This is a genomic window from Tropicimonas marinistellae, assembly GCF_001509585.1.
GTDB classification, from domain to species: Bacteria; Pseudomonadota; Alphaproteobacteria; order Rhodobacterales; family Rhodobacteraceae; genus Tropicimonas; species Tropicimonas marinistellae.
The window spans coordinates 292606-314949 of the sequence record NZ_LNCI01000005.1; the positions used below are offsets into that span (position 1 = coordinate 292606).

Genomic DNA, 22344 nt, shown 5'->3' on the forward strand with positions numbered 1-22344 from the left:
CCTTACGCATATTCGGGGTTGAATTCGGCCTTGCCGCCCTCGTTGGACCAGAACGGCGACATTTCACGGAGCTGGTCGATGATCGCCGGAACGGCCTCAATCACACGGTCGACTTCCGCCTCGGTTGTCTCACGCGAGAGGGAAAAGCGGATCGCGCCATGTGCTGCGGTGAAAGGAATGTCCATCGCCCGTAGAACGTGGCTGGGTTCCAGCGAGCCCGATGTGCAGGCCGAACCGGACGACGCGGCAATGCCCTGCTTGTTCAATAGCATCAGGATCGCCTCGCCCTCGATGTATTCGAACGCGATTGTCGTGGTGTTGGGCAAGCGGTCGCGGGCATCCCCGGTGACGAAGCAATGACCGACCTTCTCAACGATTCCCTCCTCGAGACGGTCGCGCAGCGCCGCAATGCGCGGCAGATCCCCGGCCATGGTCGCAAGCGTCAGGTCCGCAGCCTTGCCAAGGCCGATGATGGCCGGTGCGTTTTCCGTACCGCCGCGCCGGCCCCGCTCCTGGTGGCCGCCTCGCAGAAGCGGGCGAAAGCGGACCCCCTTGCGGACATAGAGCGCGCCGAGCCCCTTCGGGCCGTGCAGCTTGTGCGACGAGAGCGACATCATGTCGATCTCGGTGGATTTCAAATCGATCGGCACCTTTCCGACGGCCTGCACGGCGTCCGTGTGGAAGAGCGCACCGGCCTCGTGGGCCAGTTCGGCCAGCCCATCCACCGGGAAAATCGTGCCGGTTTCGTTGTTGGCCCACATGAAGCTGACCAGGGCCGTCTTGGAATTCAGCGCCTCGCGGTAGGCGTCAATATCCAAACGACCTTCCTTGTCGACCGGAATCCGGTGAACGGTGATGCCCTCATGTTTCTCAAGCCAGTCGGCCAGCGACAGGATTGCGGGGTGCTCCACTGCCGATGTGATAAATTCTGTGCGCTGCGGGTTCGCCGCCAATGCAGACCGGATCGCGGCGTTATTCGATTCCGTACCGCCGGAGGTGAAGATGATCTCGTGATCGAACTCAGCGCCGATCAGAGCCTGCAGCGAACGGCGCGCCTTGCGCAGGGCACTGCCGACATCCTCGCCAAAGGCGTGGATCGACGAGGCATTGCCGAACTGCTCGCTGAAGAAGGGCAGCATCTCCTGCACGACTTCGGGGAAGACGCGCGTCGTGGCGTTGTTGTCGAGATAGATCGGGTCCATCACGCACTCCTTCAGTTCTTGGGGGCCGGTACGACGACGAAGTCGCGACCGAGTTCTTCACGGATGCGCTTGCGCAACCCGCCCAGCGTCAGCGAGGCGATCTGGCAGCCTGCGCAGGCGCCTTTCATCTCGACCGAGACCTTGTTGCCCTCGACGTCGAGCAGCACCACGTCGCCGCCATCTGCCTGAAACACCGGCCGCATCTCCTCGATCACGCGGGCGATCACGATTGCCTCCTGGGCTGATGTGCGGCCCGATCGGGCGGGCTCGGGCGTGATCACCGGCGCAGGCGAAAGCTTTGCGGCATTGGCGGGTTTGACCTTGATAGGCTGGATCGAGATCGGTTCCGGTGCCGGCGTTACGGGCGGTGGCGGCGGCATGTCGGGGATCACGAAACCGGTCGCCTTCTTCTTCGGCGCAGGCGCCGGGGCGGCACCGAACACAAACGCTTCGTCCGCCGAAATCACGCCCTCGGCCACCATCGCGGCATTCACGTCGGACAGCAGTTCCTCCAGCGGCTCAGCGCAGGAGGAACATCCGCCCCCAGCCTTGGTGTAGAAGGTCACCATTTCCATTGTCGTCAGCTTGTTGGTGCGGATCGCACGCTCGATCATCCCGGCATCCACGGCAAAACACTTGCAGATCAGCGCGCCTTCCTCGTGGTCGTCCTCATCGAGTTCTTCGCCTTTCCAGGCCGCCACGGCGGCTGTGAGAGCCTCCTGACCCATCACCGAGCAATGCATCTTCTCTGGCGGCAACCCACCGAGAAACTCCGCAATGTCCTGGTTGGTCAGCGCGCGGGCCTCGTCGATCGTCTTGCCGATCACGAGTTCTGTCAGCGCCGAGGAAGAGGCGATAGCCGAGCCACATCCGAATGTCTGAAACTTCGCGTCTTCAATGACATCCGTTTCGGGGTTAACCTTGAGCATCAGCTTCAGCGCGTCGCCGCATGAAAGCGAGCCGACCTCGCCCACTGCGTTCGCTTCAGCCAGCGCTCCGGCGTTGCGCGGATTGAAGAAGTGATCCTTGACCTTGTCGCTGTAATCCCACATCCGGTCTCTCCTCAGCAGAAGGATTTGCCGCAGCCGCAGCTCTTGGTGGCATTCGGGTTATTGAAGACGAAGCCGGACCCCTCGAGCGAGGAAACGTAGTCAATGGTCGTGCCCGCGAGATGTTCCTGACTTGCCGGGTCAACCAGGACCAGAACGCCGTCGGCGTTGATCACCGCATCGTCATCCTGCTGGTCCAGTTCCAGGGCCATTCCATACTTCAGCCCGGCGCAACCGCCGTCCTGCACCATCACCCGCAACCCGGCGACCTGCTGGCCGGCCCCGTCGATCGCGGCGCGGATGGCATCCTTCGCACTGTCGGTGAGTTCGAGCATGTTTTTCTCCTGATGAAGGTATCGCGCTTTGGGTCTTGGTAAGCACGCATCGTGCCAAGCTATCATTCTGTTACTTTTCAGATGCTTGTGGTTTGCGTCGGTCCGCCGAAGACACACGACCACGATGCGACAATGACGTGTTTCAGACAGCACAACGCCGACAAAATCGATTTCGGCGGCTTCGCGGGCACGGAAATTGCTGTGAGTTGCGTGTGCCGGGGACGTGCGTCAGGCGCCGTCAGCGGACGGATCTTCCTCCGCCAGACGGGCCTCGACATGGGCAAGGATTGCAGCGGCACCGAACCGATCCGACGGATCGAGCCGCACGCAGTGGAGCAGCGCTTCGCGCGCGGGCTCCGTCCGCCCGCGCCTCAGGTGACAATAGCCCCAGGCGATCAGGGCCTGCAGGTAGAGCCCGGGGGCAAACTCCGCCTCGCTGAATGAAGCGTCGCTCGGGGAAACCGTGCGCCAATCGGCGGAAATGTTCAGCCTTCGCGCGGCGTGACACAGGAGCGCTTCACAGTGTTCCAGCGCCTCGATGTAACGATGATTGTAGAAATAGAACCGATAGGCACCCAGGCGGACATCGATGTCCTCCGGTGCCAGTTCGAGCGCCTCGAGCAATGCGGCTTCTGTCGCGGCAGGATCGCTGCGGGCCCGCCGGGCGCCGCGCTCCAGAAGTCCGAGCGCGGCAGCGCTGTCATGCCGGGGCGGCGGCGCCATTTCCGGATTCCTCGGGTGCGAAACACCCATCCCTCTCGTCACAGGAATCGCAACTCGGCGAGAGGCAGAGCGCGAAGTCGCTGTCCGAACAGATCTGGCGGTAGAAGAACTTCTTCCATCGCATGTTCTGTGAATTGGCGGAGTGAATCCGCGGGAAGTGCCGCGCCATCATCTCGCTCAGCGCAAGCCGGCTCGGAAGTCCGAGGTCCTCCCACAAGTGACGCGGCTCCAGCGCCCGGCGGCCGATGATCGCCGCCAGCCAGTGACTTTCGGGTGTTGCATGCCCGCCCCGCCAAAGAAGCAGCAGTGCAATCGCCTCCTGATCCGGCAAACGCGCGGGCTCGGGCGCATCGAGATCCGGCAGGGTCAGGTTGGGAAACCAGGTGTCGTTCAGATCTGCGAGTTGGGCCGGGACGAGGCCGAGACGTTCCGGCAGAGTCCCCAGCCCCGCTTCACGTTCACGCAGGCCATGGGCCAGGATGCAGGCGAAGTCCGAGCGAACCAACGCCCGGAGGTCCGGCACTGAGCGAAGCGATGGTTCAATCGAGAGTTGCATGGGTCTGGCAATCTGTAGGGCAGACCCGGTTGCAGGCGCCGCATCCGATGCAATTGTCAGGTTCGGCCATCACCATGACCCGACGCTCGATGTCGTCCTCATAGTCCTCGTCGTCCAGTTCAACGACCATGCCTTCATCGGTGACCCCCTTCAGGGTCATCACGTCGCGACCGCAGACCTTGTAGCAGCGGCCGCAACCGATGCATTTCTTGTCGTCGATCTCCATCAGGAACTCGGGGATGTACTCCACGCCGCCCCGATTGTAGGCCACCATCGGCATCGGTCAGACTCCCTCGGCCTTCTTGGCTGCCTTCAGTTCCTTGCGCGCCGCCGCGAGTTCCTTGAAGACCTCGAAGGTTTCCTGCGCAACTTCCGGGATCTTCTCCCAATCGGTCGGCAGTTCTTCCGATAGGTCATGCAGGTTCATCTTTGCATTGGTGGAGCGCATGGAGAGCTTCTTCACCTTGGCCTGGAGTTCTTCGACACTCATGACGGGGTCCTTTTCGGTTTGACGGGTGCCGCACGCAACCGGCGGCGCGCGGCCGTCCGGCCGCTGGAGGGTTTCAATTCTATGTTCGGTCGCTGCTTTCTTGCCGGTCCTGGCAAAAGCAGTGTCGCGATCCGGCCATCAGGCGCGCGCCGCGTCGGGGTATTTCTCGATCGTGCTGACGGCGTCGGCGACCAGCTTCTCGCCCGCCTCGGCGAGCTTGGCGTAGGTCACGAAGCCGAAGCGATGAACGTCGCGCAGATGCTTGGATATCACCACGAGCTTGCCGGCGATGAGCACGATGCGGCCAAACCCTTCGTGGCTCATCTTTTGCATCTGGCTGGCCATGCAGCCGGTTTCCTTTTCGATCATCAGCCCGATGGCATCGTAGAACTTTCCGATGCGCCACATGACATCCGGGTCCGGGTCGCCGATGATCGGAATGTCGCGGCGCTCCTCCTTGGTGACGATGAATTCCGACATCAACTCGGCATCGCTCTTGTCGTCCCAAGTGCCATAACTGTCCTCGGCACGGATTACCGCGGCAAGTTGTGTCAGGAACGGGCTGTCGGTCATTTCGCCCCCGCGCGGGGCCTCGGCGACTTCGCTCATTGGGCGCATCCTTCGCTCTCGTAATCGTCGTCCATGAAACTTGGCTTCTCGTCGCGGCCGAGGATCTTCCTCAGAAACGGCGGCGGCGTACCCTGAAGCATGGTCTGAACTTGTTCCAGTACCGCCGAGATCGGCTCCGGCGCCTTCCGCTTGATCGGATGCACGCCCGCTTTCACCACCTTGGCCGCCGACGGCCCGCCGATCGCCAGCGCGAAAAGGAGTGCGCAGCCCTCCAGAGCGTCGACCTTGGGCGTGATCTTGTCGTCGATATCGTCGTGCTTGCCCGATTGTGCCGTCACGTCGTCGAAGGCCACGGCCTCCACGAAACTCGCGCTATTGGAGGTCACATCGTAGATGGCAAATTTCTTCGCCGATCCGAAATGCGCGTTGAGATTTTCCAGGTCGTTGGTGGCAATGGCCACGCGCAGGGGTTTCTCCGCGCCGGGCTGCGTCTCCGTTTCAATGAGTCGCAATCTGCGGGACATGTTCGAACTCCTCGGGAATGGGCGCGGCGCCGAAATCTTCCGGTTTTGCGCGGTGATGCTGGGCAAGGACGATATTGGCGATCTCGTAGAGAAAGGCGCGCGTGCCACGGTAGCCGACGCGGCAGATGTCCTGGGCGCCCAGCCTGTCGTTGATCGGAAAACCTGCGCGCAGGAGCGGCAGATGCAGACGGTGCGCGGCATGCCGGCCGTGGGCATGGGTGACAAGCAGTTGTGCGCCGGTGCCGGACGCCAGGTGTTCGAAGTCGCCCAGATCGCCGACGACGACCTCCTCCGCCGGCACCCGTTCGGTGATACCGTTGGCGGTGGTCGTGGTGACGGCGGTCACGATCTCGGCCCCGAGCCCGCTCAGGCAGCTGGAGAGCGCGAAGAGCAGATCCGGATCCGCAGCGACGGCAACCTTCAGCCCGCCAATGTGGAAATGTGCGTCCAACGACGCGTCTATCAGCCGGGCGCGGTCGCGTTTTACGGACGGCGGTGCATCCTGCTGGCCGGACAGCCCCATGAGCGTGCGCACCAGTGCATCAACTGGCTTGAGACCCGTCACGGACTGGAAAATCCGATATGGCGCGAAAGTGCGATCTTCGATCAGCTTGGCCGCGGGGCGCATGCTCTCGCCGATGGCCAGCGTGAAGGCGCTCTCCACCATCCGCCCGATATCGTCGAGCCGTGTCCCACCGAGCGACGTTCCCGCCCAGTTTTCCGAAACATGACCGTCAAGCGACGAGGAGAGATCCGGCAGAACGATGGGTTCCAGCCCAAAGGCGCGGATCAACCTGACGATCTCTTCGATCTCTGCAGGCGTGAGGGCGGAACCGCAAAGCAGGTTCACCTGCCGGGGATTGGTGGATTTGAAGACCGGGTCGATGGACGGCACCAGGGTCTCGACAATGGCTTCGACGGCGCGCGCCCAGCCGTCTTCCAGCCCGCCGGCGAAATCCGGTGTCGAGGCGTAGACGATGGCGGTATCGGCGAAGTCGGTACGCCGGGTGACGATTTCCCTCAACTCGCCGACCACATCCTCACCACGGGTTTCGGTAAGCGCGGTGGAGGCGATGCCGATGAAACGGGGGTTGGATTTCTTCCGCAGGTTCTCGATGGCCTCCTCGATCTGCTCGGCGCCACCGAGGATGGTGGAGACCTCGTTCATTGCCGTGGTCTGCAACGGCACCGCTTCCTTGAAGTGGCGAACCAGGTGAACCATCGCGAAGGCGGTGCAGCCTTGGGAACCATGGAAAAGCGGCACCGCGCCCTCGATTCCGAGATAGGCAAGCGCCGCACCGAGCGGCGCGGAGGATTTGAGCGGGTTGGTCGAGAGCGCCCGTTTCGGATGGGTGAGCTTGGCCATCTCAGCAATCCTCGAAATCGGTCTGGGACGAGACGAAACTGCCAATGCCCTCTCCCGCAGCGGCGTTCGGCCGCTCCGCCGATGCCTGCGTGACGCGCACCGAAGGGATCGGAGTCGCGCCCTCGGTCGAGGCATTGGTCACCGGGCAGGTTCCACGCAAAGGCGGGACATAGCCGCCCAGATCGGGCAGCGGTTCATCCCACGGCGCCGGGCCGCGCAGATCCGCCCACATCGGGTTGTTCAGCGCCCGGTCGATGGCGCGCACCAGATCGAGCATGCCCATGTAACCGGCATATGGTTCGTGCTTCTCCTGGTTCACGTCGACCCAGGGCACCTTTGCCTTGAGCGCCACGAACTGGGAGCGGCCGCCCGACATGAGCACGTCCGCGCCCGCCTCTTTCAGCAGTCGGTACATATCCTTAGGCGCCATGTTGTCGAACATGTGCGCGTCGGTTTGCATGATCTCCTTGACGCGCTCCTTGTCCTCCTCGGTGGCCTTGCGGACGGAGGTGCCGATCACCTCCATGCCGAGTTCCTGCAAGGCCGCCACCACCGACCAGGACTTGTGCCCGCCCGTGTAGAGCAGCACCTTCTTGCCCTCGACCTTCGGGCGATAGGCGTTCAGCTCCGCCCAGATCTTCGCCTCCTCCTCGGCGATGAGCGTCTCGCAGCGGTCGAGCAGATCTTCGTCCGCGCCCCGCTCGACCAGCATCCGGCACATGGTGCGCAGCGCGTCGGAGGTATCGGAGATGCCGTAGAAGGACCCTTCGAAGAAGGGGATGCCGTGACGCTCCTCCAGCTTGCGCGCAACATTGATCAGTGCCTTGGAGCACACCATCATCGTCACCTTCGCGCGGTGCATCATGGCGACCTGACGGTAACGCGCGTCTGCGGACATGGAGCCGAGGATGCGGATGCCGAGGCGGTCGAGCAGCGGTTTGACCTGCCACAACTCACCCGAGAGGTTGTAGTCGCCCACGATGTTGATGTCGTAGGGCGTGCATTCCTCCGGCTCCAGCGTGCCGATGACGTGATCCAGCATCGCCTCGCCGGCGAGCTTGTTGCCCAGGTTCTTGGACCCGACATAGCCCGGGGCGTTGATCGGGATACATGGGGTGCCGAATTTCGCCGTCGCGGCCTTGCACACCGCGTCGATATCGTCGCCGATCAGCGCCGGAACGCAGGTGGAATAGACGAACACGGCCGGGGGTTGCTCTACGCCTATCACCTCACGGATGGCGCGAAAGAGCTTCTTTTCGCCGTATCCCATAACGATATCGAGTTCTGTCAGATCGGTGGTGAAACCCGTGCGATAGCGTTCGGAGCCAGAGGAGGCAGCGCCGCGATTGTCCCAACCATTGCCCTCGCAGGCAAGTGGTGCGTGCACAAGATGCGCAACGTCTACAATCGGTTGCAGGGCAATCTTCGCCCCATCGAAGGCACAACCGCCCGCCGCCGCGCCGGGCGTGAGCGGCTTGGCGCAGCCCTTCTTTCGCTGCTGCTCGGACTTGCTGACATTCGTCCCGCAGGCAGGTTCGTCGAAAACGTCGGCAATCTTGTTTTTCAGCGCGTCGGCCATTGGGGCCCCCTGTTCTTTGCACTAGCAAAGCAAGCCCCATGCCAACCCGCCTGCGCCTCCTAATGCATTGACAGATGGTGAAATTTCGGGAGATCAGACGCATCACGCCATGACCTGGACCACCAATGTCAGGAACGCGACACCGACATTATTGCCCAGTGTGAAAGCCCTACCCCTGTGAATGACGGTTTCTTCAGGCGGTTGTCGCCTGACGTCAGGCGGACCGCAGATGCCGATGCGCATAGAGCAGCGCAATGCCCCCGAACGCCACGATCCAGCCGATCGCAGCGAGGAACTGCATCGCCAGTGTGAAATCGGGGAAGATACCTGCCGTGGCGCGCAACACGGCGGCGGCGACGAGACATAGATAGAGAAACTGGGAGCCGGGCAAAGCCACAAGCGGGCCGCCGCTATGGGCCAGCGTGGCGCGAGTCATGACGGCCAACGTGGTCACGCCAACCGCGCCAACGGTCCACAGGTGCAGCGCCGGTGATGTCCCAGCCCCGCCCATTGTTGCGGCGCCAAGAGCAAGAGCGCCCACGGGCAGGAAGGCGTAGCCCGCGTGGAGAACCCAAAGGAGCGGGTCGGAAAGCGTTTTCAGGGATTGCCAGGATCGCATGCGCCACACATGCAGTGCACCCGCCAGCAAAAGCAGGCCACCGGCGACCCGGGCCTCCGGCCAGATGGCCCAGACCACCAGAGCCACTCCTATAACCACATGGCACAGGATGTCGTACCCACCGGCAGGCAAGGGCAGCGGTCCCTGCCCCCGCCGGTTGAGCCAGTTGCGTGTAAAGTTCGGCGCGATGCGACCGCCGACGACGGAAATCAGAAAAACCGCCGCGCCGATACCGAGGCGCGCGCCGAAACCCTGCGCAGCCGGCCAGCCTTGTGCCACCTCCCATAGGTACAGCGCATCGGCCAGCGTGAAAACGGCGAGCGCCCCGAGCACTGCCAGATTACGCCAGTTCTCAGAGACCAGGATCTGGCGTCCGACGATGAAACAGAGCGTCAGCGGCATGGCAAGTTCGAGCAAAGCCAACGGAAGTATCGGCACCATGCCGAGGCCGAGCATTGCCAATCGCGCGAGCGCCCAAGCGAGCCAGAGACCTGCCAGCGCCCTGCCCCTTAGGGGCGATTGCTTGGTCCAGCTCGGCGCCGCAGTCAGCAGGAAGCCTGCCATGGCGGCGGATAGGTAGCCGAACAGCATCTCATGAACGTGCCAGGCAAATGGGTCTGCCAATGGAATCGCGCCGGTCAGAACAGCGAGCCACAGCGCCATCGCCAAAGCGCCCCAAATCGCGGCGCCCAGGAAAAAGGGCCGAAAACCGGCGGAAAACACCGGCAGTCGGTCGATGAAGGCGGTGCTTGGCACGGTCATTCGCGGCACTCCAGAAGTCAGAAAAGACCGGCCGCACGAGGCGGCCGGTTGGAGGTACACGGTCGCGCCTCCAGACGGAAGCCGCACCCGTGACAGGGAGCTTACCGGGTCAGATCGTAGGAATAGTCCGTGACGCCGGGGTCAATCGTGTCCAGATCGTACTTGTCGAAGATCAGGTCGAGCATCTTCACCAGCACCGTCAACGTTCCCTGGTAGAACATCGTCGGGAAGCGGTGATGGTGGTGACGATCGAAAATCGGGAAGGCGAGACGCAGAAGCGGCGTGCCGGTGTCGCGTTCCAGATACTTCCCATAGGAGTTGCCGATCAGAAAGTCGACGGGCTCGGTGTTCAGGAACGAGCGCATGTGCCAGAGATCCTTGCCGGCCCAGACCTGACACTCCTTCCCGAAGGGCGAGGAAGCGAGCAGGTCTTCCATCTTCTTGGCCCAGGCCTTGGAGCCGTTGGTCGCCAGGCAGTGCCGCGGCTCACCGCCGGTTTCCATGATGAAGGCGGCCATCGCGAATACGAAGTCCGGGTCGCCATAGATCGCGTAGGTCTTGCCGTGCAGATAGGCCTGGCTGTCGGCCATGGCATCGATCAGGCGGCCGCGCTCGAGCCGAAGGCTCTCCGGGATCTCCTTACCGGACAGCTCGCTCAACTTCATGAGGAACTCGTCGGTACCTTTCACGCCCATCGGGTAGTGGAAGGCGGCGGTCTCTTGACCCTTATCCTTGCAGTAGGAGAGCGTCTTGGGCGTGCAGTATTCCTGCAGGGACACGGTTGCCTTGGCGTTCAGCGCCGTGGGCACATCTGCCAGCTTGGTGCCTCCGGAATACATGCGGAACTCACCGTCCGACGGCGTATCGTAGACGTCCGAAACGTCCGACAGGATGGTGAAGTCAGCAATGCCCATCTCGGCCAGAATGCGCTTCAATTCGCGGACGTTGCCCACGGCAAATCCGTCGAAACCCGGAATGATGTTGATGCTCTCGGATTCGGTGCGGCTTTCGGCCTTGTCCCAGAAGTGGCTGAGGATGCCCTTCTGCATGTTATCGTAGCCGTCCACGTGGCTGCCGACAAAAGCCGGCGTATGGGCGTAGGGCACATCGAAGTCAGCCTCGACGGACCCCTTTTCCTTCGCCTGGATGATGAAGGAGTTGAGGTCATCGCCGATGACCTCGGCCATGCAGGTCGTGGAAACCGCGATCATTTCCGGGTCGTAGAGCGCCTTGGTATTTGCCAGACCGTCCACCATGTTCACGAGTCCGCCGAACACGGCGGCGTCTTCGGTCATTGAGGAGGAGACGCAGGAGCTGGGCTCCTTGAAGTGGCGGCTGAGGTGCGACCGGTAGTAGGCCACGCAGCCTTGGGAGCCGTGCACGAAGCTCATTGTTTTCTCGTAGCCGGCGCCGGCGAAGACAGCGCCCAAAGGCTGGCAGGCCTTGGCCGGGTTGATCGTCGCGGCTTCACGGGCGAGGTTCTTTTCCCGGTACTCCCAGGATTTCGTCCAGTCGCCGATCTCCTGGACCAATTGGTCCGGATGGCCGCATTCGTAATTGATCTTCTTGTTCTCGAGCATCTCCGTGTATTCCGGCTCGCGGAACAGAGGGGCGTGATCGAGTACCTTGTCTGCCGATTGGGGCATGAGAGTGATCCTTCTTTTGGCCGTCCGCATTCCGAGACGCGCCGATCTGAGGAAAATGGAAGATCCGCAGGGGGCCGAGGGGACAAGCCCCCTGCGGTGGGGCACCGGTTGCGTGGAGCCACGCACCGACGGCATTACTCGGCGGCGATCGCCTCCGGCTTTTTCCAGGGCGCGTCGTACATGCCCCAGACCGGGTTGTTGATCGCCAGGTCCATGTCACGGGCGAAGATCGCGTAGCCGTCGTAGCCGTGATACGGGCCGGAGTAGTCCCAGCTGTGCATCTGGCGGAACGGGATGCCCATCTTCTGCACCGGGTACTTTTCCTTGATGCCGGAACCGACGAGATCCGGCCGGATCCCTTCGATGAACTTCTCCAGTTCATAGCCGGTGACGTCATCGTAGATCAGCGTGCCGTCCTTCACGTAGTGGCCAGTCCGCTTGTAGTCGTCGCCATGGCCGAATTCATAGCCGGTGCCGACCACCTTCATGCCCAGATCGTCATAGGCGGTGACGACGTGGCGCGGACGCAGGCCGCCGACATAGAGCATGACCGACTTGCCTTCCAGGCGCGGGCCGTACTTGGCGTTCACCGCGTCAACCAGGGGCTGGTACTTGGCGATGACCTTCTCGGCATTCTCCTTGATCTTGTCGTCGAATTTCTCCGCAATGGCACGGAGCGACGCGGCGATCTGGGTCGGACCGAAGAAGTTATACTCCATCCAGCCGATGCCGTATTTCTCTTCCATGTAGCGGCAGATGTAGTTCATCGACCGGTAGCAGTGGATGAGGTTGAGCTTGGCCTTGGGCGCGCGCTCCATTTCCGCCAGCGTGGCGTCGCCGGACCAGTTTCCGACCACGTTGAGGCCCATTTCCTCGAGCAGGATACGGGAAGCCCAGGCGTCACCACCGATGTTGTAGTCACCGATGACGTTAACGTCATATTCTCCGGGCTCGTACTCCTTGGCAGCGCCGCCATCGCCCTTTTCATAGACCCAGTCACGGACCGCGTCGTTGGCGATGTGGTGGCCGAGGGACTGCGACACGCCGCGGAAGCCTTCGCAGCGAACCGGAACCATCGTCTTGTTGTGTTCCTTGTTCTTCTGGCGCGCAACGGCTTCGATGTCGTCGCCGATCAGACCGATCGGGCATTCCGACTGGATGGTCGTGCCCTTGCTGAGCGGGAACAGCTCTTCCAGCTCGTCAATCATCTTGCCGAGTTTCTTGTCGCCGCCGAAAACGATGTCCTTCTCCTGAAAATCGGTGGTGAACTGCATCGTGACGAAACTGTCGACGCCGGTCTTGCCGATGTAGTAGTTGCGCCGCTGGGACCAGGAATACTGTCCGCAGCCAACGGGGCCGTGGGAGATATGGACCATATCTTTCACGGGCCCCCAGACCACCCCCTTGGAGCCCGCGTAGGCACAACCGCGCACGGTCATGACGCCGGGGATCGACTTGATGTTGGACTTGGTCGTGTCGCATTTGGACGCGATACCGGTCGCCGGGTCGGGGTCGCCCTCGGGGTCGGGCTGCGACACCTGAAGGTGCTTGGTGCGCTTTTTCTTGGCTTTCGCGGGATAGGCTTCGAGCACCTGTTCGATCAGGCTCTCATAGTCTTCCGGCCCGCTTGCGTGATCCTTGGCCATACTTTTGGCTCCTTCTCACTGCTGTTGGCATATGGCAGGGCGGTCGGTGCCCCATTGGCTGGTTTGCGAGGGTGCGCGCGATCACGCACCCGACGCTCGTCTTTTGGTTGAATGCGCACTGCGCGGCTTAGCTTGCAGCCATCTCCGCATCGGATTTGGCGATCATTGCCTCGCGCTCTTCCTCGGACTGCATGATGCCGAATTCCATCAGCATCTCTTCCAACTCGTCCATGGTCACCGGGGTTGGGATCACGCCCTTGCCGGAGTTCTCGTGGATCTTGCGGGCCAGTTCGCGGTATTCGTCGGCCTGCTGGGAGTCCGGCGCATATTGCAGCACGGTCTGTCGGCGAAGCTCGGCATGCTGCACGATATTGTCGCGCGGCACGAAGTGGATCAGCTTGGAACCAAGCTTCTCGGCCATGGCCTCAGCCAGTTCCAGTTCCTTGTCGGTCTGGCGCTCGTTGCAGATCAGGCCGCCGAGGCGCACGCCGCCGGAATTGGCGTATTTCAGGATGCCCTTGGAGATGTTGTTGGCGGCGTAGAGCGCCATCATCTCGCCAGACATGACGATGTAGATTTCCTGTGCCTTGTTCTCGCGGATGGGCATGGCGAAGCCGCCGCAGACAACGTCGCCGAGAACGTCATAGGAGACGTAGTCCACATCGTCGTAGGCACCATTTTCCTCAAGGAAGTTGATCGATGTGATCACGCCGCGTCCGGCACAGCCGACGCCCGGCTCGGGGCCGCCGGATTCAACACACTTGATGTCCTTGTACCCGATCTTCAGCACGTCCTCGAGTTCCAGGTCCTCGACCGAGCCCATTTCGGCGGCCAGGTGCAGCACGGTATCCTGCGCCTTGGAGTTCAGAATAAGGCGGGTGGAGTCAGCCTTCGGGTCGCAACCGACGATCAAGATTTTCTGCCCCAGCTCGACGAGAGCTGCGAGGGTGTTTTGCGAGGTGGTCGACTTCCCGATCCCCCCCTTGCCGTAAAAGGCAATCTGCCGGAGTTCGCTCATGGGTGTATGTCCTTTTGCAGGTCAATGTGTTCCGTCGAAGGGCGATCCTCCGCCCCTGCCCCGAATAAGCAGCAATTGTGCCAAGTCTGGATTTCTGAAATTTCATTTATTATCAACGACATGAATGGGCGTCGAAATTTCCGGCCTTTGTGTCGAACACAACAATTTCCCGACATTTCCCCACGCCGGTACCTTGGCTCAGCATCTTGTCGACTTCCGCAACGCGACGAAATCTCGACCAGTCCTTTTTCCTACAATTTTTGTCAGCTAGCGGCCAATCATAGTCATCTGCACACGGGCCGGCGCGCTTTCAATTAATGTTTCGTAATTTCAGCCGCTTAGACCGAGTACTGGGGGAGGCCTGTTGGCATGTCTCTTGCTTCGCATCCCCGACGTTCGGGGACGCCTCCTGACCGTCACCAAGAGCGACAAGAAAGGAACAGACCAAATGGCCAAGATCGGCGTTTTCTTTGGGACCGACACCGGCAACACGCGAAAGATCGCGAAACAGATCAAGAAACAATTCGACGACGACCTCATGGCCAAGCCGCTCAACGTGAATCGCACCGAGGTTGCCGATTTCATGAGCTACGACTTCCTGATCCTCGGGACACCAACCCTTGGCGACGGCCTTCTGCCGGGATTGAGCGCCGATGCCGAAAACGAAAGCTGGGAAGAATTCCTTCCCAAGCTGGAAGACCAGAGCTTTGATGGTAAGACGATCGCCATCTTCGGGCTTGGAGATCAGGTCACCTACCCGCTCGAATTCGTCAATGCGATCTACTTCCTACACGAGTTTTTCGAGGAGCGGGGTGCGACGCTCGTCGGACAATGGCCGACCGCGGGATACGGTTTCGAGGAATCCATGGCCGTTGTGGACGACAACTTCCTGGGACTGGCGCTCGATCTGGACAATGAATCCGCTTTGACCGAAGAGCGGCTCTCCGGGTGGCTGAAGTCAATTTCCGACGACTTCGGCCTTCCCCTCTAACCCTCCATGGGAAACAGAATCCTCGAAGCCTGGGAAAGACCCGGCAAGAACCGATGTCGCCAATCGCGCCGCAGCACCGTCCGGTCACGACCGGGCGGGCAAAATGCCGACATGGCGAAGTGACGCCTTGAAGGCTTTCATCACAGGCCGCGATATCCGTGTTTCCGCCAGCACTCTCGCCTCGTAGACATCCTGCCGGAAACGGCCGCTTTCCGAACTCCGCGCACGATCTATCATGCGCAATGCATCCGTGCCGAGATGCATCGCCGGGAGGTCGCGCACAGTGTCATAAACCACGGCCATGATCCGCGCCTCGTACGCCTGCATCTTGCATTTCCCATCGAGGATTTTGAGCATGACGGCGATTGCGCAATCGACCTCCGCCGGAGCCAGGCCGAACAGAAAAGCCCGCTGCGCAGCGGTCAGCGCAACGGGCCTCGAGCCCTCGGTCGGGATCGTCATCAGACGGTTGCGGCCACTGCTGCGGCGACCTCGGACATGGGCAGATCGAGACGGGTAATGCCGAGTTCGTTGAGAAACTTGCGCTCCATACGCGTCAGTTCTCCCTCGATAACGGCCACATGGCCGCCGCCGGAGCGCTTGGAGATCTGGCGCGCGAAAATGCGCAACATCTGGTCGTCGAAGCGGCAACCAAGGAAAAGGAAGCCACGTCCGCCACGACGGCTCTGAACCTCATCGGGGATCGGCGACTGGATGTCGATCTCAGTCAGGACTTCCACGTAATCGCTGTCCGACATCAGGAAGCTAGAGCCCTTGCGCGCCATCCCGTGCGGCTTGTAGACGAGCGTGCTCCAGCCGCTGTCCGGTCCCTCGGCGCGTTCCGACCCGTCGGGCGTATAGGCACGCGTCCAGATCTCGATCCACTCGCCGTTGCGGCTCACGCCCTGAACCCAGCCCCAGCCGGTTGCATCGGCCATCGCGGCCAGCAGCCCGTCGTCGTACCAGGTGTCCACGATCATCGGCGGACGCATTGCAGCAATGGCCCTCTGAACCGCATTCGCTTTGCCCTGCCCCGGCGCAAAGGCACGCTGCATGATGTCGTCGAGTGTGGCGCGGAATTTGCGACTTTCCACATATTGCGCAGCGGACCAGAGATTGCCCGAGGCACGTTTCGGCACGCGCACCTCCGCTTCTATCTTCGCGCACAGCGCTTCGGGAGAGGATGGAACGGAGGCATCGAGCCCGCAAACTCCCGGCCCCAGATAGGGGATCAGCTTGCCTGCGGCGACGGCGTCCAGCGCATCATTCAGTTTTCCAGCGTCGGTCATCTGGTTTTACTCCGCATCGGCCAGGCGCCGGGCATCGACGGTGATCGGGAGTTTCGGCGGCGAGTCGAAGGAAGGCATTTCCAGCATCCAGCCATTGGACAGTTTCGCCCACCCGCCCCAAAGATCATCCTTTTCGCTTTCGACCACGATTTCCTCGAGGTCTTTCTTGGGAACATAGACCTCCATGCCCTTGAGCGTGTTACGCACCATGACCTTCATTTCGAACCCTCCGTTTCCGTGACCTGTTCCGAAACGCCGGTCAGTTCGCGTTCGCGCATGCCGACGATCGAGCCGCGCTCGATGAAATCGACGGCATAGATGTAGAATTGCTGTAGAAAGGTGCCGATATCGCGGACGTAGCCCACGTCGCCCTTCTTCACGACGGTCTCGCCGATCTCCTTGCCGAACATCGTGCCGTCGTTCTTCACGTTTTTCCTGGAGACCACCTTGTCGCCCGGCATGTAGACCGGCGGGCGGTAAACTTCGATTTCCCGGTCGTCAGTCGACATTGTCGGGCTCCTTTTGCAGTGCGGCCAACCGTTCGGCGGCGGTTTCGCGAATGATGTCTTCGGAATCGTCGAGAAGCCGGCGCAGCAGTTCAGCGGGCGCGCGTTCGGCGACGGCATGACGGACACGGAAATCTTCGTCCTCCGCAAATGCTTGCAATCTGTCGGGGGGCGCCCGCCTTGCCGCCTCACGGCGGACGAGCGGGTCCGGATCGGTTACGAAATCGCCAAGCCATTCCGCGCGAATCCGGCGCGCGACGATGCAGCGGATTTCCGGGTCCGGATCGCGGGCCACGGTGGGCAGCGTGCCGGGCTCGGCCCGGCGCACTGCTATCTGGCGCACGTAGTTGTCCTGGTCGGACAGCATCGGCAGCAGGTCGTCGGCGGGCAACCGATGGGCGACCGCAATCCGCACCCGGCGGTCCTGGTCCCTCATTCGCTGGCGCGCATGGCGAACCGGAAGACGCAGGATCGCCATCGCGCGCACGCCCGGATCGGGATCGTTGAGCAGCGGCGGGAGGCGAAACAGCGTCGCAACCCGCGCCGCGTTTATCCGCGTCTCGAAATAAGGCATGCGCAGGCACTCGTCCGCGAGTTCGGGATTGAGCACGAAGAACCGTTCGATCCGCTTGGCATACCGATCATGCACACAGGCCCAGCCGAGCCCGCACTTGCCCTGCGGCAGCAGGCTGCGGAAACGGCAGCGCGCACAATCGAGCGCCGCGCCCTGCCAGTCGACCGGATCAGGTCCTTCCATCAACTCACACCGGAACGCAGGTTTCGGGCACAGGGCATACAGCAGCGCATTGCTCGGTCTCGAAATGCCCCTTGCATTCGGTGCACAGTTCCGGATCGATCACATAGGTGTCGTCGGCGAAGGCAATTGCGGCATTGGGGCACTCGAACTCGCAGGCGCCGCAGACGGTGCAATTGTCGACGATGATTTGGAATGCCATCAGGTTGGGTTCCCTCTGCTCTTGCCGGGATCAGGCGATCTCGGCCGCGGTTTCGGGAAGGCCCATCTTCTGGCGATAGACTGCGGAAACGGCGGTTTCGATATAGTCGTAGGCGTAGTTCTGGATTGCCTCGATACCGGCCGCCGCGAGGTCTTCGCGCGGGCAGTCGCCGATCTTTGCGCAAAGGATCGTGTCGATGCCTTCCAGCGTTTTGATGACCAGTTCCAGCTTGTCCTCCTCGCCGTAGCCACCGACGCAGTAATTGTCGCAGCGGCGATGGGTGACGAAGCGCACGCCCTCCGCATCGACTTCGAAAATCTGGAACTCCGTTGCGTGTCCGAAATGCTGGTTGATCCGTCCGCCGCCCTTGGTTGCGACGGCGACGAGCATCGCCTCGGCCCCGTTGGCAACGGCGGCGACGGTTTCGGCCTTGGCTTCCTCGGCCGCTGCGCGCCGTTCCTGGCGTTCGCCGGCCACCCATTCCTTGTAGGCTTCGCGCTTGGAAGGATCGTAGCTCACCTCCTCCGGGACCTGATCCATGGTGAATTCCTGGCCGCGATCCTCGCCCAGCAGGCCCACGGCATCGGCACGGCACTGGCGGCAATGTTTCATCAGGTTGGCGCCGCCGGCGCAGGCATCCTGCAGCTTCTTCAGCTCGGCCGCCGTTGGGCCGCGCTGACCGTCGAGGCCAAAGACCGTGCCATGTGCAGAGTCGGAAATCAGGGGCATGATATTGTGGAGGAAGGCACCGCGCTTCTTGACCTCCTTGTTCACCTCCAGAAGGTGCTCGTCGTTGATGCCGGGGATCATCACCGAATTGACCTTCACGAGAATGCCCCGCTCGGTGAGCATGTCGAGGCTCTGCATCTGCCGCTCATGCAGGATCTGGCTCGCCTCCAGCCCTTCGATCCGCCGGTGATCGTAGAAGATCCAGGGGTAGATCTTCGTGCCGACTTCCGGGTCGATCATGTTGATGGTCAGGGTGACGTGGTCGATGTTCATATCGAGCAGTTCGTCCACGTGGTCGGGCATCGCGAGACCATTGGTCGAAATGCAGAGCTTGATGTCGGGAAGCTGCTCCACGACCTTCTGGAAGGTCGCCTTCGTCTTGCGCCAGTCATAGGCACTGTCTCCCGGACCCGCGATCCCGAGCACGGAAAGCTGCGGCACCTCGTTCGCCACCGCGATCACCTTTCGCGCGGCGGCCTCCGGGTTCAACCGTTCGGAGACGACACCGGGACGGCTTTCATTGGCGCAGTCATACTTTCGGTTGCAGTAATTGCACTGGATGTTGCACGCCGGCGCGACAGCCACGTGCATGCGCGCGAAATAGTGGTGCGCCTCTTCGGAATAGCAGGGGTGGTCCTTCACCTTCTCCCATACCTCGGGCGCCATATCTTCAGGTCGGTCGGACGAACCGCAGGCGGAGCTGCTGCACCCCTCGCTTTCCATCGCTTTCGTGAGCGTGTCACGGCTGGCCACCTGAAGCCCACCGAGCGAAACGACATTACCGGCCATCTGTTGTTCCTTTCTGTCCGCGCGGACCTGGGGTCATAACACGGATTAGAAAAGCAACGGCTGTGCCAAAATCACTTTATTTTTTAATTACAGATACTTACTCAATATACCCCGGTGCGGCCGGTATCCGACCGTCGGGCAAACGACAAAATGGTGACGAAGCCGACATTCAACAATGACGGATGATCGCGTCGTGCCCGGCCTGCTCCAGACCCCACCTACGCGTGACGCGCCAGAAAATCCGAGAGCGTCTCGACAATCATCGCGTGATCCTCGGCGGACGCGAGGCCAGATACCGTAATCGCCCCGATCACTCCGACCCCGGCAACCCGGATCGGGAAGCTGCCGCCGTGGGCGGCGAAATCCAGCGGGTCTAACCCCAGGTCAGGCCCTGGTTGCTTGCCGGCCGCCTCAAGGCGCATCCCGACCAGCATCGACGCACAATGCTTGCGCAGGACAATGTTGCTCTTTCGTCGGGCCCAGTGGTCGTTGTCAGGCGCGCTGCCCGGCAGCGCTGCGTGAAACAGCGTTCGGTCCGGGGTTCGGATATTGATGACGACAGGCGCTGCCTGAGCCCGTGCCGCCGCGACAAGCGCCCCGCCAAGCGCAAATGCCGTGTCCTCCGAAAACCCGGGAAATACCAACTGCGCCTCCTGCGCTTCCAGGATTTCCGCCGTAAGTTCTGCAGCCTTGTCGCTCATTCTGCGCCACCCTTTCCGTCATCGAAGCGGCATGATGCCGGGTAAATGACCCTCCAGGCCAGCATCTTCTCGCATGAATGGATGGCGCGCACTTAACCTGATTTCGTTCCGCATGGCCACAGCGGCAGTTTTGCCGACGGCAGTGCCAGGGGAAACAGATCTCAGATCTTCTTGATCTCGACGTTGTGCTTTCGCAGCGCGTAGCCGATCTGCCGCGGCGTGAGACCCAGCAGCCGTGCCGCTTTTGCCTGCACCCAACCGGCCTGTTCCATCGCCTCGATCAACTCATCGCGTTCCGTGTTCGCGGTTTTCCGCGGCTGCGGCGCCGGCGCCCGACGATTTGCGAAGGGTTCGCGGGGCGCCGGGTTCACCGCCGGATAGACGATGTCTCCGGCAGACAATCCGCCGATCGGCGAATAGGCCGAGTTTTGCATCCGCCACAGTTCCGCCGACAGACAGGCATCCTGCTGACAAGCCATGTCGTCCGCGCTGATCACGCTGCCTTCGCAAAGCGCTGCACTGCGATGAATGCAGTTTTCGAGTTCGCGAACATTTCCGGGGAACCGACAGCCGAGCAGCGTATCCAACGCATTGTCCGCCAGTTCGATCTCCGTTCCATTCTCTTCGTTGAAGCGGTCGAGGAACGTCTTTGCGAGCTCGGGAATGTCCTCCGGCCGCTCTCGCAAGGGCGGCAGGTGGATCGGTACGACACAGATGCGGAAATACAGGTCGGCGCGAAACTGGCCGTGGGCCACGGCCTCCTCAAGATCCCTGTTTGTTGCGGTGATCAGGCGCACATCCACCTTGATCGTCTTGGTCCCACCGACCCGCTCGAATTCGCCTTCCTGCAGAACCCGAAGTAGCTTCGTCTGAAACTCGTGCTTGATCTCGCCAATCTCGTCGAGAAAAAGCGTCCCGCCATCGGCCAGCTCAAAGCGTCCCTTTTTCTGCCCCGTGGCGCCGGTGAATGACCCCTTTTCGTGGCCGAAGAGTTCGGTTTCCAGCAGCGTTTCGCTCAGTGCGGCACAATTTACTTTGATGAACGGTTTATCGGCGCGGTCGCTCAGTCCATGAATGGCGCGTGCAAAAAGTTCTTTACCCGTCCCGCTTTCGCCCCGCAAAAGCACCTGCGTACTGGTCTTTGCGACCTTGCGGATACGCTTGGCAACAGCACTGATCGCTGCGCTCTCTCCCACAATTCCCTGGTCCGGCAAAAGGGGCTCGCTTTCTTCACTCACGCCGTGCGCGGCCTTCAATGCCTTGCCTGCCTCGCGGAACAAGCGGTCGCGGTCCCGAGCAACGGCCCGACGAAAGCGCAGAGACTGCTCGAGCAAGGACGCAATCATCGTCATCACGCGCTGGTCGTTGGCGACGTCGCGAGCGGGATCGTTCGTGAATGGACGGAAAACGGTCAGCACACCGATAACGAGCGGCAGATGGGGTTCCGCCCTGATCGGCACCGCGATCAACGCCAGGTTCGTGTCCGTTGTATCATCGGGCAGCGCAATCGACCCGATTTCACCAACTACGTCCAACGAAACGAGCGGAACGCCGTTCTGAAACACCATTTCGGCGACAGGATCCGTGCGCTGGCGTTTCGGCTGGATCTCCGGCGCCGTGCCGCGAACCGTGGCCGCGAGGGTAAATGGATTATGACCGGATTTGCCGACGCCCGCGGCCCCAGGCTCGGCAATGAGCGACAGGGACCCGTTTTTCAAGCCCATGAACGAGGCCAATATCCCAAAAACCGCGGGCATCGCGGAAACCGGATCAACGGCGCCCGTCAACAGCTTTGCGATTTCGAATACCGTTTCCATGGAGGATTGCTCGGTCTCCCGAGCGGCGATTGCCGACTGCTGCCTGCGATATGCCAGGGCGGTCGATGAGATCAGTCGGATAGGCTCTGCAACGTCAATGTGCATGGCGACTTATCATTCCCAGAAGATCCAGGTGAACGCGGCTCGTCCCGAGCAACGTCTCCTCCCGATTCCATGTTGGGGGAGCGATTCGGGATTTGTCCAGTTCCGCTCCCGGAAATGCCGGCAGGCGCCTGCCGACGCCGCAACATTGCCCGCGAATGCGTGCAAACCCGGCAGGATTGTATCGCATCGGGCCTTTTTTTGCCCGCTGAGAGGGATAGTCGCTCTCACGGGCAGCGCCTCGAAAGGCTCCGCACCCGGCGGAAACGGACCGAATCGCAAGCCATGAGGTCGGTGCGCACCGGCATCGATCGCTCGGGTCACAGCCGGCAGGCGATTAACTGCCCTGCCTCGGCAGCGCGACCGTCCCGAACCGCTT

The 22344-nt window shown here is 61.7% G+C and carries 25 protein-coding genes; 1 reads left to right on the forward strand and 24 read right to left on the reverse strand.

Annotation, left to right across the window (positions count from 1 at the left end; all coding sequences use genetic code 11):
- Window positions 1–2: 2 nt before the first annotated feature.
- The 15 genes from nifS to nifH all read right to left on the reverse strand — a co-directional run bounded on the left by nifS (window position 3) and on the right by nifH (window position 14085).
- A complete protein-coding gene (gene nifS, locus ARC39_RS12525; protein WP_068114905.1) occupies window positions 3–1202 on the reverse strand; it encodes a cysteine desulfurase NifS in 1200 nt (399 codons plus the stop codon).
- 11 nt (window positions 1203–1213) lie between these two features.
- The gene (gene nifU, locus ARC39_RS26500) at window positions 1214–2254 is read right to left on the reverse strand and encodes a Fe-S cluster assembly protein NifU (protein WP_068114906.1); all 1041 of its coding nucleotides are present in this window, start codon (window positions 2252–2254) and stop codon (window positions 1214–1216) included.
- Between the two features lie 11 nt (window positions 2255–2265).
- Window positions 2266–2586 carry a HesB/IscA family protein gene (locus ARC39_RS12535; RefSeq protein WP_068114908.1) on the reverse strand — a complete coding sequence of 107 codons (321 nt, stop codon included), beginning with the start codon at window positions 2584–2586 and terminating at the stop codon, window positions 2266–2268.
- Between the two features lie 228 nt (window positions 2587–2814).
- Complete coding sequence (locus ARC39_RS12540) at window positions 2815–3309, reverse strand: hypothetical protein (RefSeq protein WP_068114910.1); 495 nt, start codon at window positions 3307–3309, stop codon at window positions 2815–2817.
- Window positions 3287–3865, reverse strand: a complete 579-nt coding sequence (locus ARC39_RS12545) for a nitrogen fixation protein NifQ (RefSeq protein WP_068114912.1) — start codon at window positions 3863–3865, stop codon at window positions 3287–3289. The genes ARC39_RS12540 and ARC39_RS12545 overlap by 23 nt, the downstream gene beginning before the upstream one ends.
- Entirely contained in the window at window positions 3849–4145 is a 297-nt protein-coding gene (gene fdxB, locus ARC39_RS12550) for a ferredoxin III, nif-specific (RefSeq protein ID WP_149866409.1), read from the reverse strand. Before fdxB ends, ARC39_RS12545 begins: the two co-directional genes overlap by 17 nt.
- Window positions 4146–4148: 3 nt before the next feature.
- Window positions 4149–4355: a CCE_0567 family metalloprotein gene (locus ARC39_RS12555; protein ID WP_068114915.1), complete on the reverse strand. Its 207-nt coding sequence runs from the start codon at window positions 4353–4355 to the stop codon at window positions 4149–4151.
- Between the two features lie 138 nt (window positions 4356–4493).
- The gene (locus tag ARC39_RS12560) at window positions 4494–4964 is read right to left on the reverse strand and encodes a NifX-associated nitrogen fixation protein (RefSeq protein ID WP_068114917.1); all 471 of its coding nucleotides are present in this window, start codon (window positions 4962–4964) and stop codon (window positions 4494–4496) included.
- Entirely contained in the window at window positions 4961–5449 is a 489-nt protein-coding gene (nifX, locus tag ARC39_RS12565; RefSeq protein ID WP_068114918.1) for a nitrogen fixation protein NifX, read from the reverse strand. Before nifX ends, ARC39_RS12560 begins: the two co-directional genes overlap by 4 nt.
- Entirely contained in the window at window positions 5424–6815 is a 1392-nt protein-coding gene (nifN, locus tag ARC39_RS12570) for a nitrogenase iron-molybdenum cofactor biosynthesis protein NifN (RefSeq protein ID WP_068114920.1), read from the reverse strand. The genes nifX and nifN overlap by 26 nt, the downstream gene beginning before the upstream one ends.
- A 1-nt stretch (window position 6816) precedes the next feature.
- Window positions 6817–8394: a nitrogenase iron-molybdenum cofactor biosynthesis protein NifE gene (gene nifE / locus ARC39_RS12575; RefSeq protein ID WP_068114922.1), complete on the reverse strand. Its 1578-nt coding sequence runs from the start codon at window positions 8392–8394 to the stop codon at window positions 6817–6819.
- A gap of 214 nt (window positions 8395–8608) precedes the next feature.
- Window positions 8609–9775, reverse strand: coding sequence for an NnrS family protein (locus ARC39_RS12580; protein WP_068114924.1), 1167 nt, complete (start codon window positions 9773–9775; stop codon window positions 8609–8611).
- A 101-nt stretch (window positions 9776–9876) separates the two neighbouring features.
- Window positions 9877–11421 (reverse strand): nitrogenase molybdenum-iron protein subunit beta, encoded by a 1545-nt coding sequence (gene nifK / locus ARC39_RS12585; protein ID WP_068114926.1) that lies wholly within the window; start codon window positions 11419–11421, stop codon window positions 9877–9879.
- A gap of 134 nt (window positions 11422–11555) precedes the next feature.
- Window positions 11556–13067: a nitrogenase molybdenum-iron protein alpha chain gene (gene nifD, locus ARC39_RS12590; RefSeq protein WP_068114928.1), complete on the reverse strand. Its 1512-nt coding sequence runs from the start codon at window positions 13065–13067 to the stop codon at window positions 11556–11558.
- A 127-nt stretch (window positions 13068–13194) separates the two neighbouring features.
- Window positions 13195–14085, reverse strand: coding sequence for a nitrogenase iron protein (nifH, locus tag ARC39_RS12595; RefSeq protein WP_068114929.1), 891 nt, complete (start codon window positions 14083–14085; stop codon window positions 13195–13197).
- A gap of 448 nt (window positions 14086–14533) precedes the next feature.
- On the opposite strand from nifH, the gene ARC39_RS12600 reads away from it, so the two are divergent.
- Window positions 14534–15076 (forward strand): flavodoxin, encoded by a 543-nt coding sequence (locus ARC39_RS12600; protein ID WP_068114930.1) that lies wholly within the window; start codon window positions 14534–14536, stop codon window positions 15074–15076.
- An 84-nt stretch (window positions 15077–15160) separates the two neighbouring features.
- Here the strand turns inward: ARC39_RS12600 and ARC39_RS12605 are convergent, their stop codons facing one another.
- The 9 genes from ARC39_RS12605 to nifA form a co-directional block, all read right to left on the reverse strand.
- Window positions 15161–15538: a hypothetical protein gene (locus ARC39_RS12605; protein ID WP_201455752.1), complete on the reverse strand. Its 378-nt coding sequence runs from the start codon at window positions 15536–15538 to the stop codon at window positions 15161–15163.
- On the reverse strand, window positions 15538–16365 hold the full coding sequence (locus ARC39_RS12610) for an SIR2 family NAD-dependent protein deacylase (RefSeq protein WP_068114934.1): 828 nt from the start codon (window positions 16363–16365) through the stop codon (window positions 15538–15540). Before ARC39_RS12610 ends, ARC39_RS12605 begins: the two co-directional genes overlap by 1 nt.
- A gap of 6 nt (window positions 16366–16371) precedes the next feature.
- Complete coding sequence (gene nifT, locus ARC39_RS12615) at window positions 16372–16584, reverse strand: putative nitrogen fixation protein NifT (RefSeq protein WP_068114936.1); 213 nt, start codon at window positions 16582–16584, stop codon at window positions 16372–16374.
- Entirely contained in the window at window positions 16581–16874 is a 294-nt protein-coding gene (locus ARC39_RS12620; protein WP_068114938.1) for a nitrogen fixation protein NifZ, read from the reverse strand. Before ARC39_RS12620 ends, nifT begins: the two co-directional genes overlap by 4 nt.
- A complete protein-coding gene (locus ARC39_RS12625; RefSeq protein WP_068114940.1) occupies window positions 16864–17628 on the reverse strand; it encodes a 4Fe4S-binding leucine-rich repeat protein in 765 nt (254 codons plus the stop codon). Before ARC39_RS12625 ends, ARC39_RS12620 begins: the two co-directional genes overlap by 11 nt.
- A gap of 4 nt (window positions 17629–17632) precedes the next feature.
- On the reverse strand, window positions 17633–17827 hold the full coding sequence (locus ARC39_RS12630; RefSeq protein ID WP_068114942.1) for a 4Fe-4S dicluster domain-containing protein: 195 nt from the start codon (window positions 17825–17827) through the stop codon (window positions 17633–17635).
- Between the two features lie 30 nt (window positions 17828–17857).
- The gene (gene nifB, locus ARC39_RS12635) at window positions 17858–19345 is read right to left on the reverse strand and encodes a nitrogenase cofactor biosynthesis protein NifB (protein ID WP_068114944.1); all 1488 of its coding nucleotides are present in this window, start codon (window positions 19343–19345) and stop codon (window positions 17858–17860) included.
- Between the two features lie 218 nt (window positions 19346–19563).
- On the reverse strand, window positions 19564–20046 hold the full coding sequence (locus ARC39_RS12640; protein WP_068114949.1) for a heme-degrading domain-containing protein: 483 nt from the start codon (window positions 20044–20046) through the stop codon (window positions 19564–19566).
- 161 nt (window positions 20047–20207) lie between these two features.
- Window positions 20208–21968, reverse strand: coding sequence for a nif-specific transcriptional activator NifA (nifA, locus tag ARC39_RS12645; protein ID WP_068114951.1), 1761 nt, complete (start codon window positions 21966–21968; stop codon window positions 20208–20210).
- Window positions 21969–22344 lie beyond the last annotated feature (376 nt).